The organism is Sphingobium sp. WTD-1 (assembly GCF_030128825.1).
In the GTDB taxonomy this organism is placed as follows: Bacteria; Pseudomonadota; Alphaproteobacteria; order Sphingomonadales; family Sphingomonadaceae; genus Sphingobium.
On record NZ_CP119127.1, the window covers coordinates 769,944 to 792,886 of the forward strand.

20 protein-coding genes are annotated in these 22,943 nt (G+C 64.7%); 8 read left to right on the forward strand and 12 right to left on the reverse strand.

Translation table 11 applies throughout. The features are described from left to right. Positions 1–95: 95 nt before the first annotated feature. The 3 genes from N6H05_RS03905 to N6H05_RS03915 all read right to left on the reverse strand — a co-directional run bounded on the left by N6H05_RS03905 (position 96) and on the right by N6H05_RS03915 (position 5,151). A complete protein-coding gene (locus N6H05_RS03905; protein WP_284112784.1) occupies positions 96–3,071 on the reverse strand; it encodes a TonB-dependent receptor plug domain-containing protein in 2,976 nt (991 codons plus the stop codon). Positions 3,072–3,554: 483 nt separating this feature from the next. Beyond that, on the reverse strand, positions 3,555–3,812 hold the full coding sequence (locus N6H05_RS03910; protein ID WP_234792514.1) for a hypothetical protein: 258 nt from the start codon (positions 3,810–3,812) through the stop codon (positions 3,555–3,557). 55 nt (positions 3,813–3,867) lie between these two features. Beyond that, the gene (locus N6H05_RS03915; RefSeq protein WP_069338769.1) at positions 3,868–5,151 is read right to left on the reverse strand and encodes an aspartyl/asparaginyl beta-hydroxylase domain-containing protein; all 1,284 of its coding nucleotides are present in this window, start codon (positions 5,149–5,151) and stop codon (positions 3,868–3,870) included. A gap of 88 nt (positions 5,152–5,239) precedes the next feature. Between N6H05_RS03915 and N6H05_RS03920 the strand changes: the two genes are divergently transcribed. Continuing rightward, positions 5,240–6,274 carry a hypothetical protein gene (locus tag N6H05_RS03920; RefSeq protein WP_284112786.1) on the forward strand — a complete coding sequence of 345 codons (1,035 nt, stop codon included), beginning with the start codon at positions 5,240–5,242 and terminating at the stop codon, positions 6,272–6,274. A gap of 165 nt (positions 6,275–6,439) precedes the next feature. On the opposite strand, the gene N6H05_RS03925 is transcribed toward N6H05_RS03920, so the two are convergent. Beyond that, positions 6,440–9,448, reverse strand: a complete 3,009-nt coding sequence (locus tag N6H05_RS03925) for a TonB-dependent receptor domain-containing protein (protein WP_069338767.1) — start codon at positions 9,446–9,448, stop codon at positions 6,440–6,442. A 393-nt stretch (positions 9,449–9,841) separates the two neighbouring features. On the opposite strand from N6H05_RS03925, the gene N6H05_RS03930 reads away from it, so the two are divergent. Continuing rightward, a complete protein-coding gene (locus N6H05_RS03930) occupies positions 9,842–10,387 on the forward strand; it encodes a hypothetical protein (RefSeq protein WP_284112787.1) in 546 nt (181 codons plus the stop codon). Positions 10,388–10,390: 3 nt separating this feature from the next. Here the strand turns inward: N6H05_RS03930 and N6H05_RS03935 are convergent, their stop codons facing one another. The 3 genes from N6H05_RS03935 to xseA are packed head-to-tail and all read right to left on the reverse strand — an operon-like array spanning position 10,391 to position 12,968. Beyond that, the gene (locus N6H05_RS03935) at positions 10,391–11,245 is read right to left on the reverse strand and encodes a M23 family metallopeptidase (RefSeq protein WP_502958957.1); all 855 of its coding nucleotides are present in this window, start codon (positions 11,243–11,245) and stop codon (positions 10,391–10,393) included. Next, positions 11,242–11,454 (reverse strand): DUF2093 domain-containing protein, encoded by a 213-nt coding sequence (locus N6H05_RS03940; protein ID WP_037508030.1) that lies wholly within the window; start codon positions 11,452–11,454, stop codon positions 11,242–11,244. The genes N6H05_RS03935 and N6H05_RS03940 overlap by 4 nt, the downstream gene beginning before the upstream one ends. A 23-nt stretch (positions 11,455–11,477) precedes the next feature. Continuing rightward, a complete protein-coding gene (gene xseA, locus N6H05_RS03945) occupies positions 11,478–12,968 on the reverse strand; it encodes an exodeoxyribonuclease VII large subunit (protein ID WP_284112788.1) in 1,491 nt (496 codons plus the stop codon). A 7-nt stretch (positions 12,969–12,975) separates the two neighbouring features. Between xseA and purD the strand changes: the two genes are divergently transcribed. Together purD and N6H05_RS03955 are read left to right on the forward strand one after the other, a co-directional pair. Beyond that, positions 12,976–14,253, forward strand: a complete 1,278-nt coding sequence (purD, locus tag N6H05_RS03950) for a phosphoribosylamine--glycine ligase (RefSeq protein ID WP_284112789.1) — start codon at positions 12,976–12,978, stop codon at positions 14,251–14,253. 98 nt (positions 14,254–14,351) lie between these two features. Next, positions 14,352–14,921 carry a helix-hairpin-helix domain-containing protein gene (locus tag N6H05_RS03955; RefSeq protein WP_069338763.1) on the forward strand — a complete coding sequence of 190 codons (570 nt, stop codon included), beginning with the start codon at positions 14,352–14,354 and terminating at the stop codon, positions 14,919–14,921. On the opposite strand, the gene N6H05_RS03960 is transcribed toward N6H05_RS03955, so the two are convergent. Continuing rightward, positions 14,918–15,880, reverse strand: a complete 963-nt coding sequence (locus N6H05_RS03960) for an acyltransferase family protein (protein ID WP_284112790.1) — start codon at positions 15,878–15,880, stop codon at positions 14,918–14,920. The two genes, N6H05_RS03955 and N6H05_RS03960, sit on opposite strands and share 4 nt — an antisense overlap. A gap of 150 nt (positions 15,881–16,030) precedes the next feature. On the opposite strand from N6H05_RS03960, the gene N6H05_RS03965 reads away from it, so the two are divergent. Next, a complete protein-coding gene (locus N6H05_RS03965; RefSeq protein WP_284112791.1) occupies positions 16,031–16,729 on the forward strand; it encodes a GDSL-type esterase/lipase family protein in 699 nt (232 codons plus the stop codon). On the opposite strand, the gene N6H05_RS03970 is transcribed toward N6H05_RS03965, so the two are convergent. The 4 genes from N6H05_RS03970 to N6H05_RS03985 are packed head-to-tail and all read right to left on the reverse strand — an operon-like array spanning position 16,730 to position 20,878. Continuing rightward, positions 16,730–17,527, reverse strand: a complete 798-nt coding sequence (locus N6H05_RS03970; RefSeq protein WP_026109305.1) for a 3'(2'),5'-bisphosphate nucleotidase CysQ — start codon at positions 17,525–17,527, stop codon at positions 16,730–16,732. It abuts the gene before it with no gap. Further along, a complete protein-coding gene (locus N6H05_RS03975; protein ID WP_284112792.1) occupies positions 17,514–18,860 on the reverse strand; it encodes a TldD/PmbA family protein in 1,347 nt (448 codons plus the stop codon). Before N6H05_RS03975 ends, N6H05_RS03970 begins: the two co-directional genes overlap by 14 nt. Before the next feature lie 40 nt (positions 18,861–18,900). Beyond that, on the reverse strand, positions 18,901–19,821 hold the full coding sequence (gene nudC / locus N6H05_RS03980) for an NAD(+) diphosphatase (RefSeq protein ID WP_284112793.1): 921 nt from the start codon (positions 19,819–19,821) through the stop codon (positions 18,901–18,903). Next, on the reverse strand, positions 19,808–20,878 hold the full coding sequence (locus N6H05_RS03985; protein WP_284112795.1) for an A/G-specific adenine glycosylase: 1,071 nt from the start codon (positions 20,876–20,878) through the stop codon (positions 19,808–19,810). The genes nudC and N6H05_RS03985 overlap by 14 nt, the downstream gene beginning before the upstream one ends. Positions 20,879–20,904: 26 nt before the next feature. Between N6H05_RS03985 and N6H05_RS03990 the strand changes: the two genes are divergently transcribed. From N6H05_RS03990 to N6H05_RS04000, 3 genes are read left to right on the forward strand one after another with little or no spacing between them, the layout of a single operon-like run. Further along, complete coding sequence (locus tag N6H05_RS03990; RefSeq protein ID WP_069338756.1) at positions 20,905–21,447, forward strand: DUF721 domain-containing protein; 543 nt, start codon at positions 20,905–20,907, stop codon at positions 21,445–21,447. A 41-nt stretch (positions 21,448–21,488) separates the two neighbouring features. After that, the gene (locus tag N6H05_RS03995) at positions 21,489–22,157 is read left to right on the forward strand and encodes a thioredoxin domain-containing protein (protein ID WP_004209297.1); all 669 of its coding nucleotides are present in this window, start codon (positions 21,489–21,491) and stop codon (positions 22,155–22,157) included. Positions 22,158–22,201: 44 nt separating this feature from the next. After that, positions 22,202–22,936 carry a thioredoxin domain-containing protein gene (locus N6H05_RS04000; RefSeq protein ID WP_010337523.1) on the forward strand — a complete coding sequence of 245 codons (735 nt, stop codon included), beginning with the start codon at positions 22,202–22,204 and terminating at the stop codon, positions 22,934–22,936. Positions 22,937–22,943 lie beyond the last annotated feature (7 nt).

Genomic DNA, 22,943 nt, shown 5'->3' on the forward strand with positions numbered 1-22,943 from the left:
ACCCAGTGTCGGCTAAGTCAGGCGCGCCGCGCGCCAGTTGGTCCTGAAAGGAGGGCGGCCCCGCAAGGGAGGGCCGCCCTTTTATATTATCTGGCTTAGAAGCTGGCCTTGGCGCCGATGCGGAAGGAGCGGCCCAGGATCGCCGACTCGCCAACCACCGGGTTGTAGAGATAGGCGCCATAGGTGGTCGCATCGATCGGCGGCTTGTTGTTGAAGACGTTCATGACATTGGCATAAAGCTCGAACTGGTCATTGACCTTGATCGTGCCCGTCATGTCGACGCTGATGAACGACTTCACACGGCAGCCCTGATAGGCGTCGCCATTATAGTTGGTCGGCACCAGGCTGCAGTCGCCGGCAGTGCCGCCCTGATCCTCGGCCGAATAATCATAGCCATCGGTATAATAGGCGGTGGCGCTGATCGAACCCCGGCCGAAGTCCAGCGTATTTTGCCAGCTGCCCCGCCATTGCTGCGTGCCCGAACCGGCCGTCAGGTTGAAGTTGCCGAGCGTGTCGACATAATGTTCAACCGTCCCGTCGGGATATTCGGTGTTCAGCTTGATGACATAGGTCGCATCGATCGAGGTCGAGAAGGTGATATTGTCGCTCAGGCGGAACTTGCCCATCGCGTTGAAATCGATACCCGACGTCTTGATCGTGTTGGCGTTGATGAAGCTACCCTGCACGAAGGCGATGCGGCGCTGCGAACCGGTATGTTCCTGATCGACTTCATCCGGGATCACCGTCACGCCATCATAGGAGGTTTCCCCGGTGGCGTAATAGTTGGCGATCGCGTTCGAGAAGTTCACCGAGGTGATCGCGCCGGTCTTCTTGATATTATAATAGTCGACGCTGAACGACACATTGTTGAGCGGCTGGAAGGTCGCACCAAGCGTGATGTTGCGCGACTTTTCCGCCTTCAGGTCCGGATTGCCCACCGTCGTCTGACCGATCGAATAGTTGGTCAGATAGGTGTTGGGACCGGTGCCAGCCGCGTTCAGATGCTGGTCGATGAATTCCTGCGGCATCGAACCGATCGACTGGGTGACATAGCCGGTGGTCGGCAGGGCGCCCATTTCCGCGAAGCTGGGGATACGGAAGCCCTTCGAGAAGGTGCCACGGAACATCAGTTCGCGGATCGGCTTGAACTTCGCGCCGAACTTGGGCGAGAAATTCTCCTGCCCGGTCGAATAGCGATCATAGCGTCCCGCCGCCGTCAGTTCAAGCTGCTCGACGATCGGTGCGCTCAGTTCGAAATAGGCGGATTCGACGTCGCGATGGCCCTTGGCGCCGAAGGCGTTCAGGCGGAAATAGCGCTCGGTCTGACCGTCATAGTCGGGGTTGCCGCTGGGATTGTTGAGCGATTCATAGCGGGCGGCGACGCCAACCGCGACCTGCAGCGGACCACCCGGCAGGTCGAACACTTCCTTCGAAATGCTGGCCTGGCCCTGATAAAGCTGGGTCTTGCTGTGGTTGATCTGGGTCGGGGTCAGATAGTCGAGCGTCTCCTGCGAGGTCGCCGACGGGTTCATGAAATTATACGAACCGTCCGCGATCACATCGAGCAGATGCTGGATATAGACATAGCCCTTGGCCGTGGTCTTGAGCTTCGAGACCATGGCGGTGCCGTCGACCTGATAATGCCAGTCGTCGCCGAAATCGCCCTTGATGCCGGCGGCAGCGCGGAAGACCTGGCTGACCGATTCATTATATTCGGTGCTGGTCGGCAGGCGGCCGATGATGGCGGCTTCCTGGCCTTGGGCGGCATAGGGGTTGTTCGGGTTCAGCGTGCCGTTGCTGGCATCACAGCTGGCGGTGCCGCGGGCGCAGACATAGACGGGCAGACGCAGCAGGCCGGCGCCGGTCGAGGTCGAATAGGCCGAATAGTCGATGCCGGCCGGCGCATTGGCGCGGATGATCGAGGCAAGGCCGGTATAGGAGGACTTGCTGTTCTCATAGTTGAGTTCGAGATAGGCTTCACCGCTGTCGCCGACGATCTTGGTGAAGCGACCCGAAATGCCCCAGCGCTGCTGTTCCGGCAGAACCTGGCTGTAATCGTGGGTGATGTCCTGCTGGCAGACGGTATGCGGTGCGGTCTTGTTGGCCGCATATTCGTCGTCGGTCAGCGTGTAGGGATTGAGGCTGCCGCAGCCGGCTGCGGCATTGAGCAGCTCGTAGCGGCCAGTGCCCGCGCCAGTGGCAGCATCATACGGACGGGCCATGAAGACATTGGTCGCGGTCGACAGGCCGGTGAAGCCGATGCTGGGATCGACGCCATTGGCCATGTTGTTGGGACCGCAGACGCCGTCATGGCAGATGCCGGACAGGTCGTCGCTGTTGTAGGGATAGCCCAGATCCTTGTTATAGACCGCAGCGCTCTTGAGATAATGGGCGCTGACATAGGCGTTGAAGCCCTGTTCGGCGAGGTCGCCATAGCCATAGGTCGCCGACAGGCGCTGGTTGGCGCCATAGCCCTTTTCAGCGACGCCGGCTTCGGCCTGAAGGTGCAGCCCCTTCACTTCGCGCTTGGTGATGATGTTGACCACGCCGGCCACCGCGTCGGCGCCATAGGTGGCGGACGCGCCGTCCTTCACCACTTCGACCCGATCGACGATGGCGTCGGGGATGGTGTTGAGGTCGACGAAGTTGCGCGTGCCGTCATCGGCCAGCGGATAATAAGCAGCACGCAGGCCGTCGAACAGCACCAGCGTCGAAGAGGTCGACAGGCCGCGCAGCGAGACCGCCGACGCACCACCGGCAAAGGCGCCATTGGCCGAGAAGCCGTTGGTCAGTGCCGGGCCGTTATTGGCCGACAGATTCTGGATGCCCTGCTGCACCGTGGTGATGCCGCGGATCGCCAGATCTTCCGACGAAACGGTGGTGATCGGCGAAATGGTTTCCTTGTCGATGCGGCGCAGCAGCGAGCCGGTCACGACGATCGTATCGTTCGCGCCGTCATCGGCCTGGGGGGCGGCATCCTGAGCATGGAGGGGCGCCTGGAACAGCGCGGTAGCGAGAATGACGGGCGCGACTCCGGCCCGCAAGAATGCGGCAATCGATGCGTTCTTCAAATTTCCAGTCCCTTATCTGGAGCGGCAGATTGGTCTGCCTGCTGTGACCAGTGCGACCCTGCGGAACCACAAGGCGGGGCATGGGTGCGCCTCATGGAACCGGCTGTAAACCCGGTTGCGTTACGAAACGTTACGATTTTTACAAATGTGCAACATTACAGCAACACCATTACGGTGTTGAAACTAAATCATATTCCTCTGAATCTGTCCGTCACCGACGGTCGAAAAGCGCGCAATTATCGGTATTTTTGCGCAACAGGACTGGCGAGAGAAGACACGCCCTTCGCACGCTTGCGTAATTATATTACAGGAATCGATCGTTAAAATTTCGCACATGGACTGGGTCGAAAAAGATCAAATCACGCGCATGCGTGACCAGATAAAATGACTGCGCACATGAAAACGGGGGCGCGCGCCCATAGCGCCCGCCCCCGTCAATTCGGTACATATTGTTCCTATCGCCCATATGGGCGACGCGCAGATTCAACCGTTCGGATTCATGCCGGCGCGGCTGCGCGTAATCAGATCATCGGCATCGCGATTCTGCTGTTCACTGATGGCGCGCCATTCTGCGTTCGTCTTGCAGACGCGCTCCTTCTTCACCAGCGAACCCGTTATCGGGAAGCTGCGGCAGCGCGTTGCATTAGGATCATTGCGGTCGAGCTTGGGCTTGTCTTCAGCGAGGGCGGGATAGGCCATCGCGAACAGGCCGGTCACGACCAAGGCTTTGACGATACGCATCTTAAATCTCCCAGATGACAGGCGATCCGGCGCAATGGCCGTCGCGTCCAATATCTTAAACCCCGGCCTCCAGAGCATCCTGCGCCCTGCTGGCATCAGCTGTGGCATAGAATTGCTTCAAGAGCTGCTGCTCGGCAAGTGACAAATGCGGATTCCACACGTCGAAGATCAGGACGACGCGAAGATGATCGCTGTCATTCCAGGCTTCATGTTCGATCGTGTCGTCAAAGGCAAAGGCCTGTCCTTCCTGCCAGGCACGGGTTTCACCGCCGACGCGGAAGAAACAACCCGGCGGAACAATGAGCGGCAAATGGATGATCGCCCGCGTATTGGTAACCCCAGTGTGGGCCGGAATACGGCTGCGAGGCTTGAGCAGCGAGAAAAAGGCGGATGGCGCTCGGCCGGGGATGTCGGCCCGCGGCAATGCTTCCAGCGCCGCGACGGTCTGGGGACAGGCATCGCAGACGGCTTCGTTGCGCACGCCATATTCCCATAGGAAAGCCGCACCCCAATCGAGCGAGCCATCGAGCGCCGTCCATTTATTTTCGGGCGTGCCCGGATCCTGACGAACATAGGGACGCACATTGCCGCCCTGCTGTTCGATCAGGCCCAGAAATTCGGCCCGGATGACGTCGGTCTTCGCTTCCAGTTCCGCCATCCAGGGGAAATGGTCGGGCTCGAAATATTCATCGGCCGGCAGGAAGGGGTAATGGAGCCCGGAACACTGGTTCTGGTAGAGCGGACGCCGCCCGAATTCATGATCGAGACACGCCTGGAAGCGGCGCTGGCTCCGCACATCCGCATCCGCCAGCAGCGGCGCGACACCATCTTCCACGAAGCTTGCCAACCGCGCCTGATGATTGGTGACGAAGCCACGCGCTTCGGCCAACGTGTCGACCAGTTGCGGCGGCAAATCGCCCATGCCGGACGACATCGCCAGCACCTTGCTCCAGCTATCGGCGGCAGCCTGGACTTCGCCCAGACGCTGCTGCAATTGGGCCAGGCGCATCTGCGCCATGAAATTACGCTGATCGATGTCGATCGCGCGTTGCAGAGCGGCCCTCTCACCCTCGACATCGCCCAGTCCTCGCTGTGCGGCTGCCACATTCATCCACAGGGCGGGTTCACTGCCATCACTCTGGGTGGCGCCCAGAAAATGGCTGCGGGCAGCACCAAAATCGCCGACTTCCAGTGCCATCATGCCCAGCATGTTGAGCGCCTGAGGCTCGCCGGGCTGGAGCGCAAGAACATGCGCAAGCACAGCCCGCACCTCGTCATGGTGGCCGGTGCGGCGGGCTTCGGCCGCCTGTTGCAAAAATCGTCCGATCTGCTGGTTCATCCCATCCTGCTATCATATGCGACGGCCCAAACAAGACGGCTGCCTGCGGCCTTGCTCCCCGCCCCCATGCCGTGCGAAGGCTGGGTCAATGAGCGCTTCCTCGACCCAGCCCCTGACCATGTTAATGGCGGATGCCCGCTGGCTGGCCCACCGCTATGATCCGGGCCATGATGCCTTTCAGTTTCTACAGGTATCGCGCGCGCGCCACGCCGATGTGCCGTTCCTGACAGACGAATATATCGCTCAGGGCGTCGAGCCGATCGTGGTCCGACGCGAGGAAGCCGTGAGCGCCGCACCGCCGCCCGCGCCGGTGCATTTCATCTTCCATTCGGCCTATTGCTGTTCGACCCTGCTGGCCGCCGCCTTCGACCGTCCCGGCGTCGCCATGGGCCTCAAGGAACCCGTGCTGCTGAACGACATTGTCGGCTGGCGCCATCGCGGCGCGAAGGGACCGGAGGCTGCCCGCGCGCTGGATCATGGCCTGCGACTGCTCGCCCGCCCCTTCACAGCCGGCGAAGCGGTGGTGGTGAAGCCGTCCAACCTGATCAATCCGTTGATTCCAGGCATCATGGCGCTGCGCCCCACGGCCCGCGCACTGCTGCTCCATGCGCCGCTGGATGCCTATCTGGCGTCGATCGCCCGCAAGGGCATGTGGGGCCGGTTGTGGGTGCGCGACCTGTTCGGCAAGCTGCTGCGCGAGGGCATGGTCAATCTGGGTATCGCCCCGTCCGATTATCTGGGGCTGACCGATATCCAGATTGCGGCGCTGGGCTGGCTGGCACAGCAGGCCCAGTTCCAGGCGCTGACCGGGCAATTGGGCGAACGCGTCCTGACCCTGAACAGTGAAACATTGATCGCGCATCCGGCCGAGAGCCTGACCGTTCTGGCCCGCCATTTCGATATCGCGCTGAGCGACGCGGACATTGCCGCCATCGTTGCCGGGCCGATATTCGGCCGGGATTCCAAGACCGGCGCCAATTTCGGCCAGGGCCAGCGCGAACGCGCCGCCCAGGATGGCAAAACGCTGCATGCCGAGGAGGTAGAGAAGGTCGGCGAATGGGCCGGCCTGATCGCCCGCAACAATGGCATCGCCATGGACCTGCCCCGCTCGCTTTTGGGCTGAGGCGCCTATCCCGCCCGCGGGCAGGACAATAGCCAATCGACGGAAGACCGAGCGCTGCACGCAGTGGCGCGGCATCGCATGTCCGGCGCAGGCGCTGAGGACGGCATGAAAAAAGGGCCGGCTTTGCAGCCGGCCCTCCTTTTTTCATTCGGCGTTGCGCTTCGATTAGAAGCGGAACTTGGCCGAAACAGCGTAGCGACGGCCCAGCGGGTCGTAGGTCGACGGATAGACGTTGCCGCTGTTGAAGCTGGTCGAACCGATCGAGTTGCCAACCACGGTCGGCTTGTTGTCGAACAGGTTCTGCACGGTCAGCGTGAAGGTGATTTCGTCCGAGGCGTGGAAACGGCCGGTCAGATCGAAATAATGTTCAGCCGGGATACGGTTGAAATCGACCTGCTTACCGTTGAGTTCGCCAACGAACGCATCGCCATCCTCATACTTCACACCGTCGATGTAGCGCCACAGCAGCGAAACATCGGCCATGCCGAAGGACAGGGTGTTACGAACCGACCACTGGAATTCCGGCTGGATCGAACCGCTGTAACCGCAGTTGACCGAGTAGAGGCCGACGCAGTCGCGGTTGACCGAAGTCGGCGTCGCCTGGAACTTCGAGCTGTTGGTCCAGTTGCCGTTGGCATTCATCGACCACTTGGCGAAACCGATGTCCTTCGAATAGTTGATCGAGACATCGATACCGTCGGTCTTGAGCTTACCCAGGTTCGACAGCGGCTGGTACAGACCGCCAACGACGGCAGCTTCACCATAAAGACCACCGGTCGACGGATCGCGACGGATGACCGTGCAAGCCGAGCTCGAAGCGCTGGCGGCAGTGATGTTGTCGAAGCAAGCATTGATAACATCGTCCGGGGTCGGCGTGGTGATCGCACCCGTGATCTTGATGTTATAATAGTCGACGGTGATCGCCAGACCCGGGAGGGCCGAAGGCTGCAGCACCAGACCCAGGGTATAGCTGTTCGACTTTTCCGGACCCAGGGCGAGGTTGCCACCGGTGGTGGTGTTCACCTGGCCAGCCGGATCGTTGATGATCGAACCAAGCTGCGAGGCCAGAGCACCCTGAGCGACGCAGATCGCGGCCAGATTGGCATTCTGGGTCGGCGCAGCGCCGGCGCAGGGATCGGAAGCAAGGTTGGTCAGGACGGTGTTCAGCGGCGAGAAGAGCTCCGAAATGTTCGGGGCACGAACGGCATGCGAATAGTTACCGCGCAGCTTCAGACCGTTGATCGGGGTCCAGTTCAGACCGGCCTTCCAGGTGGTGGTGTTGTAGCCAGCACCGCCCTGAACGCTGTAGTCCGAATAGCGGATGCCCGCTTCGGCGGTCAGGTCTTCAAAGAAGGGCTTGTCCTGAACCAGCGGCAGGATGAGTTCGCCATAGGCTTCGTAGACGTCATAGCCGCCGTCCACGTTGGGAGCCGCACCACCGGCGCCGCCCAGGTCACCCGACTGCGACAGCAGATCGGATTCGCGCGAGGCGGTGTACTTGCGATATTCGCCACCGACCGCGAAGGCCACGGCGTCGGCCGCGAACGGCACAGCGACGCCGAAGTCGCCGCTGACCACGCCCTTGACCTGCGCCAGCGAGGTCTTGGTCGCGACCTGGCTGTTGGCAGTCAGATAGTTGTTCATCGCATCGGTGATCGAGCCGTCGGCGCCGAACACGTTGAGCGGGACGCAACCATTGGTGTCGGTCAGGCAGGTGGCGGTGTTGGTCGCCAGCAGCGCCTGACGCACGCGCGAGGTCAGCCAGTAGCCCTGCTGGGTCTGGATCTGCTCGCTCTCACCATAGGAGCCCGACAGATCCCAGCTGATCGAGTCGGTGATGCCGCCACGCGCGCCGACCTTGTAGTCGAAGAAGGTGGTGGTGAAGTCGGAGACACGCGGCCCCAGTTCGGTCGCACGACGCGACAGGGTCGTCGTGACGGTACGATAGTTGGGATCGTTCGGATCGGTCGCAACAGCGGCTGCGTCACACTGAGCCTGAGTGAAACGGGCCGTGTAGCCGACGCCGGGGTTGGTGTCGAAAGCGCAGAAAGCGTTACGCTGAGCAGCCGTCAGATAGGGGTTGCTGAGCGGAACAGCGACCGAAATGCCGAAGGCACCCGACGGCGCGATGATCGTGCTGACGGTGTTCTTCGAGAAGACGCCACGGGCGTAGACTTCGACCGCATCGCTGACTTCATAACGGCCAGCGCCGTACATGTTGAAGCGCTTAAAGGGCGTCTGGAAGATGTTGTAGGGGTTGAAGTTATAGGCGTCGAACGCCGAGGTCGGGCGGAACGCACCGCCGGCCGCCGTCACCTGACGGTTGCCCTGAACAGCGTTACAGGCGACCTGATCGGCGGCGCCGCAACCCGTGGTGATCGAGTCGGCGCCGGTCACGTTCACGTTGGTGAAGCGTGACGGGGTCGAGGTGCCCGAACCGCCATTTGCACCGGTGAAGGAATCGATCGAAACCTGCGAGAAGGAACGGTCGCCCTGATAGACGGGGTCAGCCTGCTGATAGCCGACCGAGAAGACCACGTTGCCGCGGCCGTCGTCGAAGTTGGCGCCCAGGGTCACGTCGGCACGGAAATAGTTGCCGTCGCCCTGTTCGGTCAGCTGGTTCGAAACATTGGCTTCGAGACCCGAGAAGTCCGACTTGGTGATGAAGTTCACCACGCCCGAGATGGCGTCGGCGCCGTAGGTGGTCGATGCACCACCGGTCAGCACTTCGACGCGCTCGACGAGAGCGAGCGGAATGTTGTTAAGGTCGAACTGGCCAGCGAGGCCCGAGGGAGCCAGACGCGAACCGTCGATCAGAACGATGTTACGGAACGAGCCGAGGCCGCGAAGGTCGACCAGCGACGCACCGCCGTTGCCGTTGTTGACGGCCGAACCGATGCTGGGGACGACGCCCGGAATTTCGCGCAGAATTTCTTCGGCGGTGTTGTTCTGCTTCAGTTCGATCTGGTCCGACGTGGTCGCGGTGACCGGAGTCGAGCGTTCCAGGTTCGGGTTCTTGATGAGCGAGCCGGTAACGACGATGGTGTCGGTGGCTTCAGCTTCGGCGCCCTGCGGCGCTTCCTGCGCGAACGCGGCAGTCGCGATCAGCGACGCACCGAGAATCGCCGGAGCGGCGCTGGCACGCAGCAGTGCCCTCTTCGAAAATGTCTTCACGTTTCCAGTCCCTTGCTCTGGAGTTGGGCAGTCACCTGCCTTCATATGCACCTACAAGGGGATATGGTGCCCGACAGCGATCCCCCCGTATGGATTGCGGGAACCTGCGCGGTGGGAAAGCCGCTGTAAAGCGCGGGAAATCGCGCCTTGCTGCTTTTGAACGGGCCTGTATCAAAAATGCAACAAGACGAAACATGTGGAATTTTACGGTCGCAAAGCAAGATAATTTCAAGGTCGCAACAGAAGGCGACGCAATGCTGCAATTGCGAGCGATGCTCTGTCAGTTTGTGACCAATGGCGGGATATTGCGGAGGCTGCCACCCTCTATTGACGACAGACTCGCGGGGTGCATGGTGGCGCCCATTGGCTGCAGATCGACGGAGAATCAAGCATATGAAGGCCCATCATGCGATGATTGTGGCACTACCGCTGTGTCTGGCCGCAACTGGCACGGTTGCGGCAGAGCGTCAGCAGCCGCGCGCTGAAATATTTACCGACCTTCTGAAATGTCGTGCAATCACCGAAGATCAGGCCCGCCTGGCCTGTTATGATCGGCAGGTCGGTGCCATGGACAGCGCCGCCCAGCGCGATGAGGTGGTGGTGCTGGACAAGACCGAACTCAACAAGACCCGGCGCACGCTGTTCGGCTTTTCCTTCCCCAAATTGCCGTTCCTGGGCGGCGGCAACGAAGACGAGAAGAAGGAGGGTGCCGAGGCCGATGCCATGACGCAGATCGAAGCGACGATCGCGACGGCCAAGAATGTCGGCAACGGCAAATGGCTGATCACGCTGGAAGACGGCGCGGAATGGATGACTACCGAGGCGGTTACCTATCGCGATCCCAAGCCCGGCATGACGATCGAGATCAAGCGCGCCAGCATGGGCAGCTTCATGATCAAGATTGCCGGCCGGGCGGTGCGGGCGAAACGGGTCGGCTGATCCCTATCGCGCCTGCGGCATCGGCCCGGCGAGCAACAGCGGGTCGATGCGCGCGTCGTTCCATTTCATGCCCCAGTGGAGGTGGGGGCCGGTCGCACGGCCTGTGGCGCCGATCGCGCCGATGCGTTGCCCCTGTGCCACATGGTCGCCGGGCTTCACATCGATCCGCGACAGATGCAGGAAGGCGCTGTTGAGGCCATGGCCATGGTCGATCATCAGCAGATTGCCCTCCAGCGTGAAGGGATGATCGGCGGCCAGGATCACCACCCCGTCGGCCGGCGCCACCACCGGTTCGCCGGTCGCGCCGGCGACATCGACGCCGCCATGATAGGCGCCGGGCTGCCCCTGATAGATGCGCTGCGACCCGAACAGGCCGGAAATCCGGCCGAGGCGCGGCCAGATGAAGCGCTGACGCCAGCCCTGCGCGTCCGTCACCGTGTCGCGTGCGGCGGCAATCTGCTCCAGTTCGGGCTTGCGCAGGGCGAGGAAGGCCTCGCTGCTCTTTGTCGGACGCAGCGGCGCGTTGATCCGTTCCAGCCGCCATTCGCGCGGCGCGACGGTCAGCGCGCGATCGATGACCCGGCCGTCCGACAGGCGTGCGCTGAGCTTCGCCGGTGGCGGCGCGTCGCGATCGAAGGCGATCAGGAAGCGGCCATCGGCATCGACGGGCACCAGCTGGTCGCCGAAATGGAGCGCGACCGTGCCGGCCGGCGCAGTGCCGAGCAAAGTGCCGCCCTGGATTGCCGGGCCGGACAGGATGAAATCGGCCGTGGCAACACTGGCCGGCGCCGCGCGCAGCATCGCCGGGGCAAGCGGCAGCGCGGTGAGGGCCAGCAAAGCGGCGAACCGACGTATCATCCGGCCGGGCGCGCCTTCAGTTCCGCCTCGACCGACAAGGCGGCGCTGGCATAGGGCTCCTGCCGGGCGATCGACCAGTAGCGCAGATCCTCCAGCGGGATGCGCTGGCCGGACACGGCGCACAGCACATGGTCGCCGGCCTGCAGCACGCGAAAGCTGTAGGGCATATAATGCAGCCGGGCCGGGCGGTCGCGGTTGGACATCAGCATGAATCAGGCCTTTCTGCGGCGCATCAGGAGAAGAGGTCCTGCTGGCCACCTTCGACGGTGTCGCGCGGCTTGCGCGCGGGACGGGATGGGGCGGATATAGCGGGCGCGGGCGCGGCCTCAAGGGGCGCGGCGTCGATCGCGGCGGCCACGGCGCCATCTGCGAAGTGCAGGCTGACCTGGCCTGCGGCCTGCGCATCGACCACCGAACGGACCAGCCGGTCGCCCGCCATCACCCGCGCAAAGCCGCGCTGCAACGGCAGGTCGGGATTGACCGAGGTGAAGAGGCGCGAGAGGCGATCGAAGGCGATGGCGCGGTCGCGATAGACGCGGGTCAGATAATCGGGACGCAGCCGCAACCGGTCGACCCGCTCGGCCGCGCGGCTGACATATTGGCGCAGCAAGGCCGGGCGCAGCGCGCCACTGACCTGACCCAGATGGGCGCGGGCGTCGGCCAGCCGGTGGCGCAGGCCGCTGTTGAGACCGTCGGACAGAAGGTCTAGCCGCTGCCGCTGCGGCGCGAGCAGAGTGTCGGGCGTCGGCATCAGCCGCGCCTGCATCTCCAGCCGTTCGCGCGCCTGCATCGCCCCGCGCCGCACCGCCCGGCTGGAGCGCAGGCCCATTTCGCCCAGCATCGCCAGCAGTTCGGCGCGGACCGGCACGGCCATTTCGGCGGCAGCGGTCGGTGTGGGCGCACGCATGTCTGCGGCATAGTCGCACAAGGTCGTGTCGGTTTCATGCCCGACCGCCGAAATGGTCGGGATCGAGCATTCGGCGACAGCCCGGACGACGATTTCCTCGTTGAAGCTCCACAGATCCTCGATCGAGCCGCCGCCGCGCGCGACGATGACGAGATCGGGCCGGGGCAGCGGGCCGCTGCCGTCCATGGCGGAAAAGCCGCGCACGGCGCGGGCGATCTGTTCGGCTGCGCCCTGCCCCTGGACCAGCACCGGCCAGAGCAGCACCTGGGTCGGGCAGCGATCCGCCAGGCGATGGAGAATGTCGCGGATCACCGCGCCGGTAGGCGAGGTGACGACGCCGATGGTGCGCGGCAGGAAGGGCAGGCGGCGCTTGCGATCGCGATTGAACAGCCCTTCGGCCGCGAGCTTCGCCTTGAGCTTTTCGAGCAGCGCCATCAGCGCGCCCTCGCCCGCCAGCTCCATCCGGTCGATCACGATCTGATATTTGGACCGGCCGGGATAGGTGGTGAGCTTGCCGGTGGCGATCACCTCGACCCCGTCCTGCGGCTGGAAGGCGAGCCGCTGCGCCCCGCCCTTCCACATCACCCCGTCGAGCACGGCATTGTCGTCCTTGAGCGCCAGATAGAGATGGCCCGAGGCCGCGCGCTTGAAGCCGGAAATCTCGCCGCGCAGGCGGACATGGCCGAAGCGATCCTCCACCGTGCGCTTCAACAGGCCCGACAATTCGCTGACACTGAGCGGCGGCGCGTTGTCCCCCGCCCTTTCCTCGGCTAACAGGCGGCCCGAACTGTCATAGGCATCAAATTCCGGGGACATGGCCGAGATGAACATCCTTCTGCTTGGCGGCGGCGGCCGCGAACATGCGCTGGCGTGGAAGCTGGCACAATCGCCACGCCTCTCGACGCTCTATGCGGCGCCTGGCAACCCCGGCATAGCCCAGCATGCCACGCTGGTCGACCTCGACGCGACGGATCATCGCGCGGTGCTGGATTTCTGCACCCGCCATTCGATCGCGCTGGTGGTGATCGGGCCGGAAGCCCCGCTGGTCGACGGCCTGGCCGATAATCTGCGCACCATGGGCGTCGCCGTGTTCGGCCCCGACAAGAAGCCGGCGCAGCTGGAAGGCTCCAAGGGCTTCACCAAGGATCTGTGCCAGCGCGCCAACATCCCGACCGCCGGCTATCAGCGCGTCACCAGCAAGGATGGCGCGATCGCCGCGCTCGACGATTTCACCCTGCCGGTGGTGATCAAGGCCGATGGCCTGGCCGCGGGCAAGGGCGTGATCATCGCCGAAACGCGGCAGGAAGCGCTGGACGCGCTCGACACCATGTTCTCCGGCGCATTCGGCAAGGCCGGCGAGGAAGTGGTGCTGGAAGAGTTCATGACGGGCGAGGAAGCCAGCTTCTTCGCCCTGACCGACGGCAGCGCGATCCTGCCCTTCGGTTCGGCGCAGGACCACAAGCGCGTCGGCGATGGCGACACCGGCCCCAATACCGGCGGCATGGGCGCCTACAGCCCGGCCCGCGTGCTGACCCCCGAAATGGAAGCGCAGGTGATCGAGCGGATCATCAAGCCGACGGTCGAGACGCTGGCCGCAGAAGGCATGCCCTATTCGGGCGTGCTCTATGCCGGGCTGATGCTGACCGAGGAAGGCCCCAAGCTGATCGAATATAATGCCCGGTTCGGCGACCCCGAATGCCAGGTGCTGATGATGCGCTTCGACGGCGACTTGGTCGAGCTGCTGCTGGCGGTGGCCGAAGGCCGGCTGGCCGAGCAAGGGCCGGTCGCGCTGGCGGATCGCACCGCGCTGACCATCGTGATGGCGGCCAATGGCTATCCCGGCACGCCGGAGAAGGGCGGCGCGATCAACGGCATCGAAGCAGCCGAAGCACAGGGCGCCCGCGTCTTCCATGCCGGCACGGCAGAAAAGGATGGTGCGATCGTCGCCAATGGCGGGCGCGTGCTGAACGTCACCGCGACCGGCGATACGGTGGGCGCGGCGCAGGCCGCCGCCTATGCCGCGGTCGACGCGATCGACTTCCCGACCGGATTCTGCCGCCGCGACATTGGCTGGCGCGAGGTTGCCCGCGAGGCGCAATAAGGGCCAAACCGGCGCGGGATCGGGACATGTCCCTCTTGTCCCGCGCCGCCAAGCGTCCTTAAATAGGGCGACATATCCATTCCGGGAGGCAAAGGGCGATGCAGGAATTCTTCATGGACTATGGCCTGTGGCTGCTGATCGCGCTGCTGGTCGTGATCGGCCTGGTGTTCCTGCTGTCGGGCAAGGGCAAGTCGGCTGCGGTGGAAGACCCCGCCCCGGTGGCGCCGCCCGTGGCCGCCGAACCGATTGCCGAGCCCGTGATCGCGCCGCTGGTGGCCGCGCCCGACCCGGTGCCGGTTGCCGCGCCCGTCGCGGTCGAGCCGGTAGTGGTCGAGCCGGTGGTCGAGAAAGCGCCGGCGCCCGCCCCTGTGGTCGAACCGGCCCCTGCACCGATCCCGGCATCGCCTGCCGTCGCGGCACCAAACGATGGCGCCGACGACCTGCTGAAGCTGAAGGGCGTTGGCCCCAAGCTGGGCGCGCTGCTGACCGAGCTGGGCGTGACCCGTTATGCCCAGATCGCCGGCTGGAGCGACAGCGACATCACCGCGATCGACGCGAAGCTGGGCAATTTCAAGGGGCGGCCGGTGCGCGACCAGTGGATCGACCAGGCCAAATATCTCGCTGCTGGCGACATTGCCGGCTTCGAAGCGAAATATGGCAAGATCTAAACCGTGACCGTTGCCGGTTCCGGTGGCATGGCGACCGGGGCCGGCCTGCGATGCGGCACCGCGCCCAGCAACAGGGGCGGCAATCGCCCCTGCCCCGCAAGCGCGCTGGCGATGTAGAGCAGCAGCACTGCTCCAGCGAGAATGACGGCGCCATGCGGGTCGAGCATCGCCACCAGCCCCATCACCAGCGGATGCCAGAGATAGAAGAACAGGCTTTCGCGCCCGATCCGGTTGATCGGGCCGAAATGCAGGCGCACCGCCGAGATGCTGGGCAGCAGCGCGATCAGCGCCAGGCACATCAGCAAGCGGGCGGGCACGAAGGCGAGCGCATTGCCGGTGCCATAAAGATCCGACCACCAGAACAGCCCCAGCGCCCCGACCAGCAGCACGGGCCATAGATAGCGTTTGGGCATGCCCCGTTCGGCCATCAGCATGCCGAAGAAGAAATAGACCGGATAGCGCAGGAAGCGGCTGTCGGGCGACAACAGGCTGCCACCGACCGCGCCATGGTCGAGGCCGAAACTATACATGGTGGCCAGGCTGACGGGCGCGCCGATCGCCAGCAGCAAGAGCGGCGAAAGCGGCAGCAGCCGGGTCACCAGGATCAAAAGGAACAGCGCCGGCACATACCAGAGATGGAAAGGCGGACGCAGCAACAGGTCGAGCGGCGTCTGCCAGGAAAGCAGGCCGCCGCTGGCGAGCCAGTAGACGATCATCGCCACGGCCCAGGGCAGCAGCATGCGTCGGCCATAGCGGCTGAACATCTCGCCCGTCGGCATGGAGCGGGTACGAGTGACGTTGAGCAGGTAGCCGGAAATGCCGATCATCAACGGCATGCGGAAACCCGAGCCGATCCACAGCAGGACATGCTGCTGATGCGTTACTTCCATCGCATGCCCGCCCATGACGAGCAGGATCAGCAAGCCTTTCAGCAGGTCGATCGACGGGTTCTTGGTCACGATATGCTCGCAAAATTTGCCATCGAAACGATAGCGTCACAATATTGCCAAGCTCTTAAAATCCGCAATGGCATCATTCTGTCGCAGCCATCTTTTCTTAAGGAAAATATCGTTTAGACTTCGGCCATTAGCAGGAGGGTCGCCATCATCTTGCAGAGACTGGATTCCCCATTGGGCAAGCGGTTGCTGGCCCTGTCGATTTTTTGCGTGATCGTCGGAGGCTGGTTCGCCTTCACCCATTATCGCGACGCCAGCCAGACCCTGCCGGATGGGCAGGGTCGCGAGGGGCCGTGCGCCCTGTGGTTCGTTGGCAGTTCGTCGATCAAGCGGTGGACCAGCCTGGAACAGGACATGGCGCCCTGGATCGCGCATAATCGCGGCATCAACAGCGCCACCTTCAACGAGATAGTGCCGCGCTTCGCCAATATCGAGCCGGGAACGCCCAAACCGGCGGCGATCATCCTCTATGCCGGCGAGAATGACCTGGCAGGCGGGCGACAGTTGCGGCCGATCTTCCACGATCTGGCGCGCTTCCTGGAGTTGCGCAGCGACATGCTGGGCGACGTGCCGGTCATCATATTGTCGATGAAGCCCAGTCCGGGGCGCTGGGCGATCTTTCCGCAGCAGCAAATCTATAATGATGCGACCCGGCGGCTGATCCCGCACATGCAGGACGTCCATTATGCCGACATCACCACGCCGCTGCTGAAGGACGGCAAGCTGGGCGACAATTATCAGCCCGACAAGGTGCATATGAATCCGGCCGGTTACCGCATCTGGGCCGATGTGGTGCGGGCCAAGCTGCACGACGTTCTGCCGGAGAAGACGGTGAAGGCCTGCGCCGGCTGATCAGGCCTTGCCCAATATCTCCTTCGCGCGCGGCGCGAGGCGGGCAGCGGCGGCGGCATGGATGCCCGGCGCCGCGCAGAGCAGGCCGAAGGCGACCGGCTGGGGCCGGTTGAAGGCGAGCGGATCGCCCAGCGCATCGGTGACGATGGCGCCGGCCTCCTGCGCGATCAGGGCGGAGGCAGCGACGTCCCATTCATTGCCCCAGCGCACGGTGGCGACCAGATCGGCCTCGTCGGCAGCGACCATCGCCATGCGCAGCGCGATGCTGTTGGGCTTGTCCACGGTGACGAGATCGCGGTCCGCGCGCGGCAACTGATCGGCGGGCACGCGGGCGCCGGGCAGCATGGTGCGATTGCCGGCATGGAGCGGCACGCCATTGCGGGTCGCCCCCTGCCCTGCCTGCGCAATCCACAATTCCTTGCGCGCGGGTGCCGCCAAAATGCCGAGCCTGACCGCCCCATCCTCGACCAGGGCGACCGAGACGGCCCAGCCGGGCCTGCCGCGCAGATAGTCGCGGGTGCCGTCGATCGGATCGACCACCCAGACGCGCGATACGCCGAGCCGATGCACGGTATCGGCCGTTTCTTCCGACAGCCAGCCGGCCTGCGGATCGATCGCCGCCAGCCGTTCGCGCAGCATGACGTCGATTTCCAGGTCCGCCTCGCAGACGGGATGGCCGGGCACCTTTTCCCACTGGCGCACGCGCGTTTCGCCATCTGCCCATAGCGCCAGCGCGCGATCGGCCGCATCGGTGACCGCCGCGACGACGGCCGGCAACAGAGGCTCAGCCGCCGGCAACGGTCATCCCGTCGACGCGCAGGGTCGGCACGTTCATGGCATAGCGGAACATCAGGTCATTGGCCGGCACCAAGGTGCGGAACATGTCCTTCAGATTGCCGGCGATGGTGATTTCCGACACGGCCGGGCCGACCGCGCCATTTTCGATCAGGAAGCCGGCGGCGCCGCGGCTATAGTCACCGGTGACGCCATTGACGCCCATGCCGATCAGTTCGGTGACATAGATGCCGCGCTTCACATCGGCCATCAGTTCGCCGACCGACAGGCTGCCCGCTTCCATATGGACATTGGTGATACCCGCGCCCGGCGCACCGGCGCCGCCCCGGCTGGCATGGCCGGTGGGTTCCAGGCCAAGCTGGCGGGCCGAGGCGCTGTCCATCAGCCAGCCGGTCAGCACGCCATCCTCGATCAGCGCGCGGCGCTCGACCGGCAGCCCTTCGCCGTCGAACGGGCGCGAGCGCAGGCCGCGCAGCAGCAGCGGATCGTCGATGATCGTGATCTTGCTGTCGAACAATGTTTCGCCCAGCGAGTCCAGCAGGAAGCTGGAGCGGCGAGCGATCGCCGGGCCGACCATGCCGCCGATCAGATGACCGACCAGGCTGGAGCCGATGCGCGGATCGAAGATGACCGGCATGACGCCGCTGTCAACCTTGCCGGGATTGAGCCGGGCGACCGCGCGCTGGCCGGCGCGCAGGCCGACCGCTTCGGCATCGTCCAGATCCTTGAGATGGCGGCTGGCATGGCTGGCATGGTCGCGCTGCATGTCGGCGCCGCTGCCCGCGAGCACGCTGGCCCAGGTCGAATGATTGGTCGCGGCATAGGCGCCGGCAAAGCCATGGCTGGTGGCGAGCGCGACCTGGCTGCGGCCGCTGGCGGCGCCGCCGCCTTCGCTGTTGGTGATGCCGGGGATGCTGCGCGCCGCTTCTTCCGCGATCAGCGCGCGTTCGCGCAGCGCGGCGGGTTCGGGCTCTTCCTCGTCGACCAGGTCGAGCGACGGCGCGCGCTTCCTGAGCAGGCGATCCTCCGGCGCCAGGCCGGCATAGGGATCTTCCGGAGCCTCGCGCGCCATGGCGATGCTGCGATCGATCAGGGTGGCGAGCGTCGCCGGGTTCATGTCCGACGCGGAAATGCTGGCCGAGCGCTGGCCGATGAAGACGCGCAGGCCGATCTCCTCACCCTCGGACCGTTCGACATCCTCCAGCGCCCCAAGCCGCACCGCCACCGTGGTCGAGGCATTGCAGGCATAGATGGCGTCGGCCGCGTCTGCCCCCGCCTTGCGCGCCGCCGTCACCAGATCCTGCGCGCGCGACTGGGCTTCTTCGAGGCTGAGCATAAGGGGAGGTCGATCCTGTAGTGAAGAGGAAGCCCGCGCCTTACGCCCTTGCGTCGGACGGGGCAACCGCGCCGCGCAGCCAATGGTCGAGCAGGTGCCAGGCAACCGCCATGCGCGGCGGCGCGAGGAAGGGCGCGTCGGGATCGCCCGCCAGCGCGGCGGCGACGCCATCGGCATCGCACCAGAAGGCATGTTCGATCTCGGTCTCGTCCAGGATCAGCGCGGGATCGTCGCACTGGGCGACGCAGGCGATCATCAGCGAGGACGGAAAGGGCCAGGGCTGGCTCATCACATAGCGGACGGAGTGAACGGTAATGCCCGCTTCCTCCTTCAGTTCGCGCGCGACCGCTTCCTCGACCGTCTCGCCCGGCTCGATGAAGCCGGCGAGCGCGGAATAGCGGCCGGGCGGCCAGCTATGCTGGCGGCCGAGCAGAACACGGCCCTGATGTTCGGCGAGCATGATCGAAACCGGATCGACGCGCGGAAAATGTTCGGAGCCGCAGGCTTCGCAGCGGCGTGCCCAGCCGGCCTTGTGCGCATGGGTCGGCGCACCGCAGACCGAACAGAAGCGATGCCGGGCATGCCAGAAGACGAGGCTGCGCGCAGTGCCGTAGAGCGCGACATCGGACGCGGAGACGAGATCGGCGAGGCCGCGCGACCGCGGCGTCGCATTGGGGCCTTGCTCCAGCGTCTCGACCAGATGGGCGAAGATCGGCCGGTCCTGCAGATCGACACCCAGCAATACATGTTCCTCGATCCGGGCGTCGGGGCCAAGCGGCGCCAGGGCCAGGCCATGATCGTCCGTCACCGGTTCGAGACCTTCGAGGATCAGCAACCGGGCATTGGGCGAGGCAAAGACCTGCGCATGGAGTGCGGGGTTGCTGCGGATATGATCGACCCGGTCGAGCGTGCCGCCGACGAAACCGGGCAGGCCGTGCGCTTGGGGGTCAGTTCCGTGCATCGTCCGTCATCTCCTTCATCGCCGCATCGGCCGCCCGCGCAAACAGGGTGGGCAGCCCCGCCTCGCCGATCCCGGCGCGCGGCCACCATTCGCCCGCGCCCGCCGGCACATGGTCCAGCCCCACATGGGTAGTGTGGACGCTGAGCGCCAGCGAGAAATGGGTGAAGACATGGGCGACCGGCGGATCGATGGTCTGCCACGGCGCGGCGAAGGGCGGCGTGGCGTCGGGCGCCGCATTCCAGTCGGAACTGGGCAGCGCGCGCATGCCGCCCAGCAATCCCTTGTCCGGGCGTCGCACCAGCCAGACATGACCGTCGCTGCGTTCGATCCACCAGGCATGGCCCAGGCGATGGGGCTTGGCCTTTTTCGGCGCCTTGACCGGGAAGGCGGCGGGATCGGCAGTGCGCACCGCCGCGCAATCCTGACGCAGCGGGCAAATGCCGCAGGCGGGGTTGCGCGCCGTGCAGATGGTGGCGCCCAGGTCCATCATCGCCTGGGCAAAATCGCCGGCGCGCAGGTCCGGCGTGATGCTGTCGGCCGCGGCGCGGATGTCCGGCCGGGCCGCGGGCAGCGGCGTCGCAATCGCGAACAAACGGGCGACCACCCGCTCGACATTGGCATCGACCACGACGGCGCGCCGCCCGAAGGCGATCGCGGCGACGGCGGCGGCTGTATAGGCGCCCAGGCCCGGCAGGGCGCGCAATGCCTCTTCGGTGTCGGGGAAGCGGCCGCCATGATCGGCCACCACGGCGCGGGCGCAGGCCAGCAGGTTGCGGGCGCGGGCATAATAGCCCAGCCCCGCCCAGGCGGCCATCAGGTCGGCGTCGGCGCTGGCGGCCAGATCCTCCACCGTCGGCCAGCGGACCGTGAATTTCTCGAAATAAGGCCCGACCGCCGCGACCGTGGTCTGTTGCAGCATCACTTCGGACAGCCAGACATGATAGGGATCGGCCGCATTGGCGCCCGGCGGCGCGCGCCAGGGCAGGCGCCGGGCATGGACGTCATAATGGGCCAACAGATCCCGTGCGATTTTTGAACCCGACATCTCGACGCGCATGGCGGCCCTATGCCATGTAGCGCGCCATGACGGAACGCCCCCCGACCGCGAAAAAGACGAGCCGCGCCGCGCCGCCGGCCGAGCGCCCCCGCGTGGGTGCGCCGCGCGCGATCGCCGACCTGATGCCGGAGATTGGCCGTACCGCCTTTCGCAAGTTCGGTTTCGTCCAGTCGAGCATCGTCACCCGCTGGAACGATATCGTCGGTGCCGACTATGCCGCGATCACCGCGCCCGAGTCGATCCGCTTCCCGGTCGGCCAGAAATCGGGCGGCACGCTGCAACTCACCGTGATGAGCGGCCATGCGCCGATGATCCAGCATGCGCTGCCCGACATCATCGAGCGGGTGAACCGTTTCTTCGGCTATGCCGCCGTCGCCAAGGTGGCGATGAAGCAGGGCATGGTCGGCCCCGCGCCGGTCGAGCGGCGCCCGCCGCCCCGCAACCTCAAACCCATTCCGGTCGAGCTGGGGGATTCCCTGCGCGACATCGGTGATCCGGAATTGCGCAAAGTCCTCGAATCGCTGGCACAGGGGCTTGCGAATTCGAATGGCCTGCCCAAGATCGGTTGATGCAACCCGCCCCGTCCGGGGCGATGCCTTAGGACTGCCCCATGACCAAGTTCCGCCTTTCCCTGCTTGCCCTGATCGCCGTTCCCGCCATCGCCGTCGCCGCCGCGCCCAACTGGGTCGCGCAGGTGGTGCGTTCGCCGATCGGCGGCCATGTCATGGGCAACCCGGCCGCGCCGACCAAGCTGGTCGAATATGTGAGCTATACCTGCAGCCACTGCGCCCATTTCGTGAATGATGCGAGTGCATCGCTGAAGGCCGATTATGTGAAGGGTGGCAAGGTCAGCGCCGAGGTGCGCAACGCGGTGCGCGACAAATATGACCTTACCGCCGCGCTGCTGGCCCGTTGCGGCGGCGCCAAGCGCTTCATGGGCAATCATGAGGCGCTGTTCGCCAACCAGGATGCCTGGATGGAGCAGATCATGGCGTACGACAAGGGCGCGGCCAAGCCGACCGAGCAGAAGGCGGCGCTGCGCGACATCGGCCAGAAGACCGGCCTGTATGCGCTGATGAACAAGCGCGGCTTCACCAATGCGCAGCTCGACGCCTGCATCGCCGACCCGGCTTCGGAAAAGGCGATCCTGGCGATGACCGACGAGGCGTGGAACAAGGTCAAGATCACCGGCACGCCCGGCTTCGTCGTCAACGGCACACTGGTCCAGGGATCGACCTGGGAGTTGCTCAAGGCCGCATTGCCCGCAGCCGCCCGCTGATCTAAACCGTCCCCAACTATCCATAATTCGGAGCGTCGCCCGTCGTGAAAGTCCTGTCCGGCCTTGCCCTTATCGCCCTGTCCCTGACGCTTGCCGGTTGCGGCAAGAAGGATGAGGGCAATGCAACCTCCGCCGCACCGATCGCCGCCGTGGCCGCGCCCGCCGGCACCAGCTGGTCGGAAACCGTCGCCGAAACGCCCGAGGGCAATTTCGTGATGGGCAATCCCAATGCCAAGCTGAAGCTGGTCGAATATGGCTCCTTCACCTGCAGCCACTGCCGCGACTTCGCCCATGAATCGTCGGAAGAACTGAAGGCGATGGTCGATAGCGGCAAGATCAGCTACGAATTCCGCGTCTATGTCCGCGACCCGATCGACATCACGACGGCGCTGCTGGCCCGTTGCGGCGGCAAGGACATCTATTATCCGCTGTCGGAACAGTTCTTCGCCAACCAGAGCGCGATGTTCGAAAAGGCGCAGGGCCTGGGCGACGCCCCCTATCAGGCGATGGTGTCGGCGCCGCCGGCGCAGCGTTTCGGCCAGCTGGCCAACGCGCTGGGCCTCATCGACTATGCCAAGCAGCGCGGCATTGCCGAGGATCAGGCCAAGCAGTGCCTGGCCGACACGGCAACTGCCGAGAAGCTGGCCAAGGGCGTCGAAGCGGCCAATGCCCAATATAATATCTCCGGCACGCCGACCTTCCTGATGAACGGCGTGGTGGTCGAGAATGCCTCGTCCTGGCCGGTGCTGAAGAACAAGCTCAAGGAAGCGGGTATCTGATTGGCGC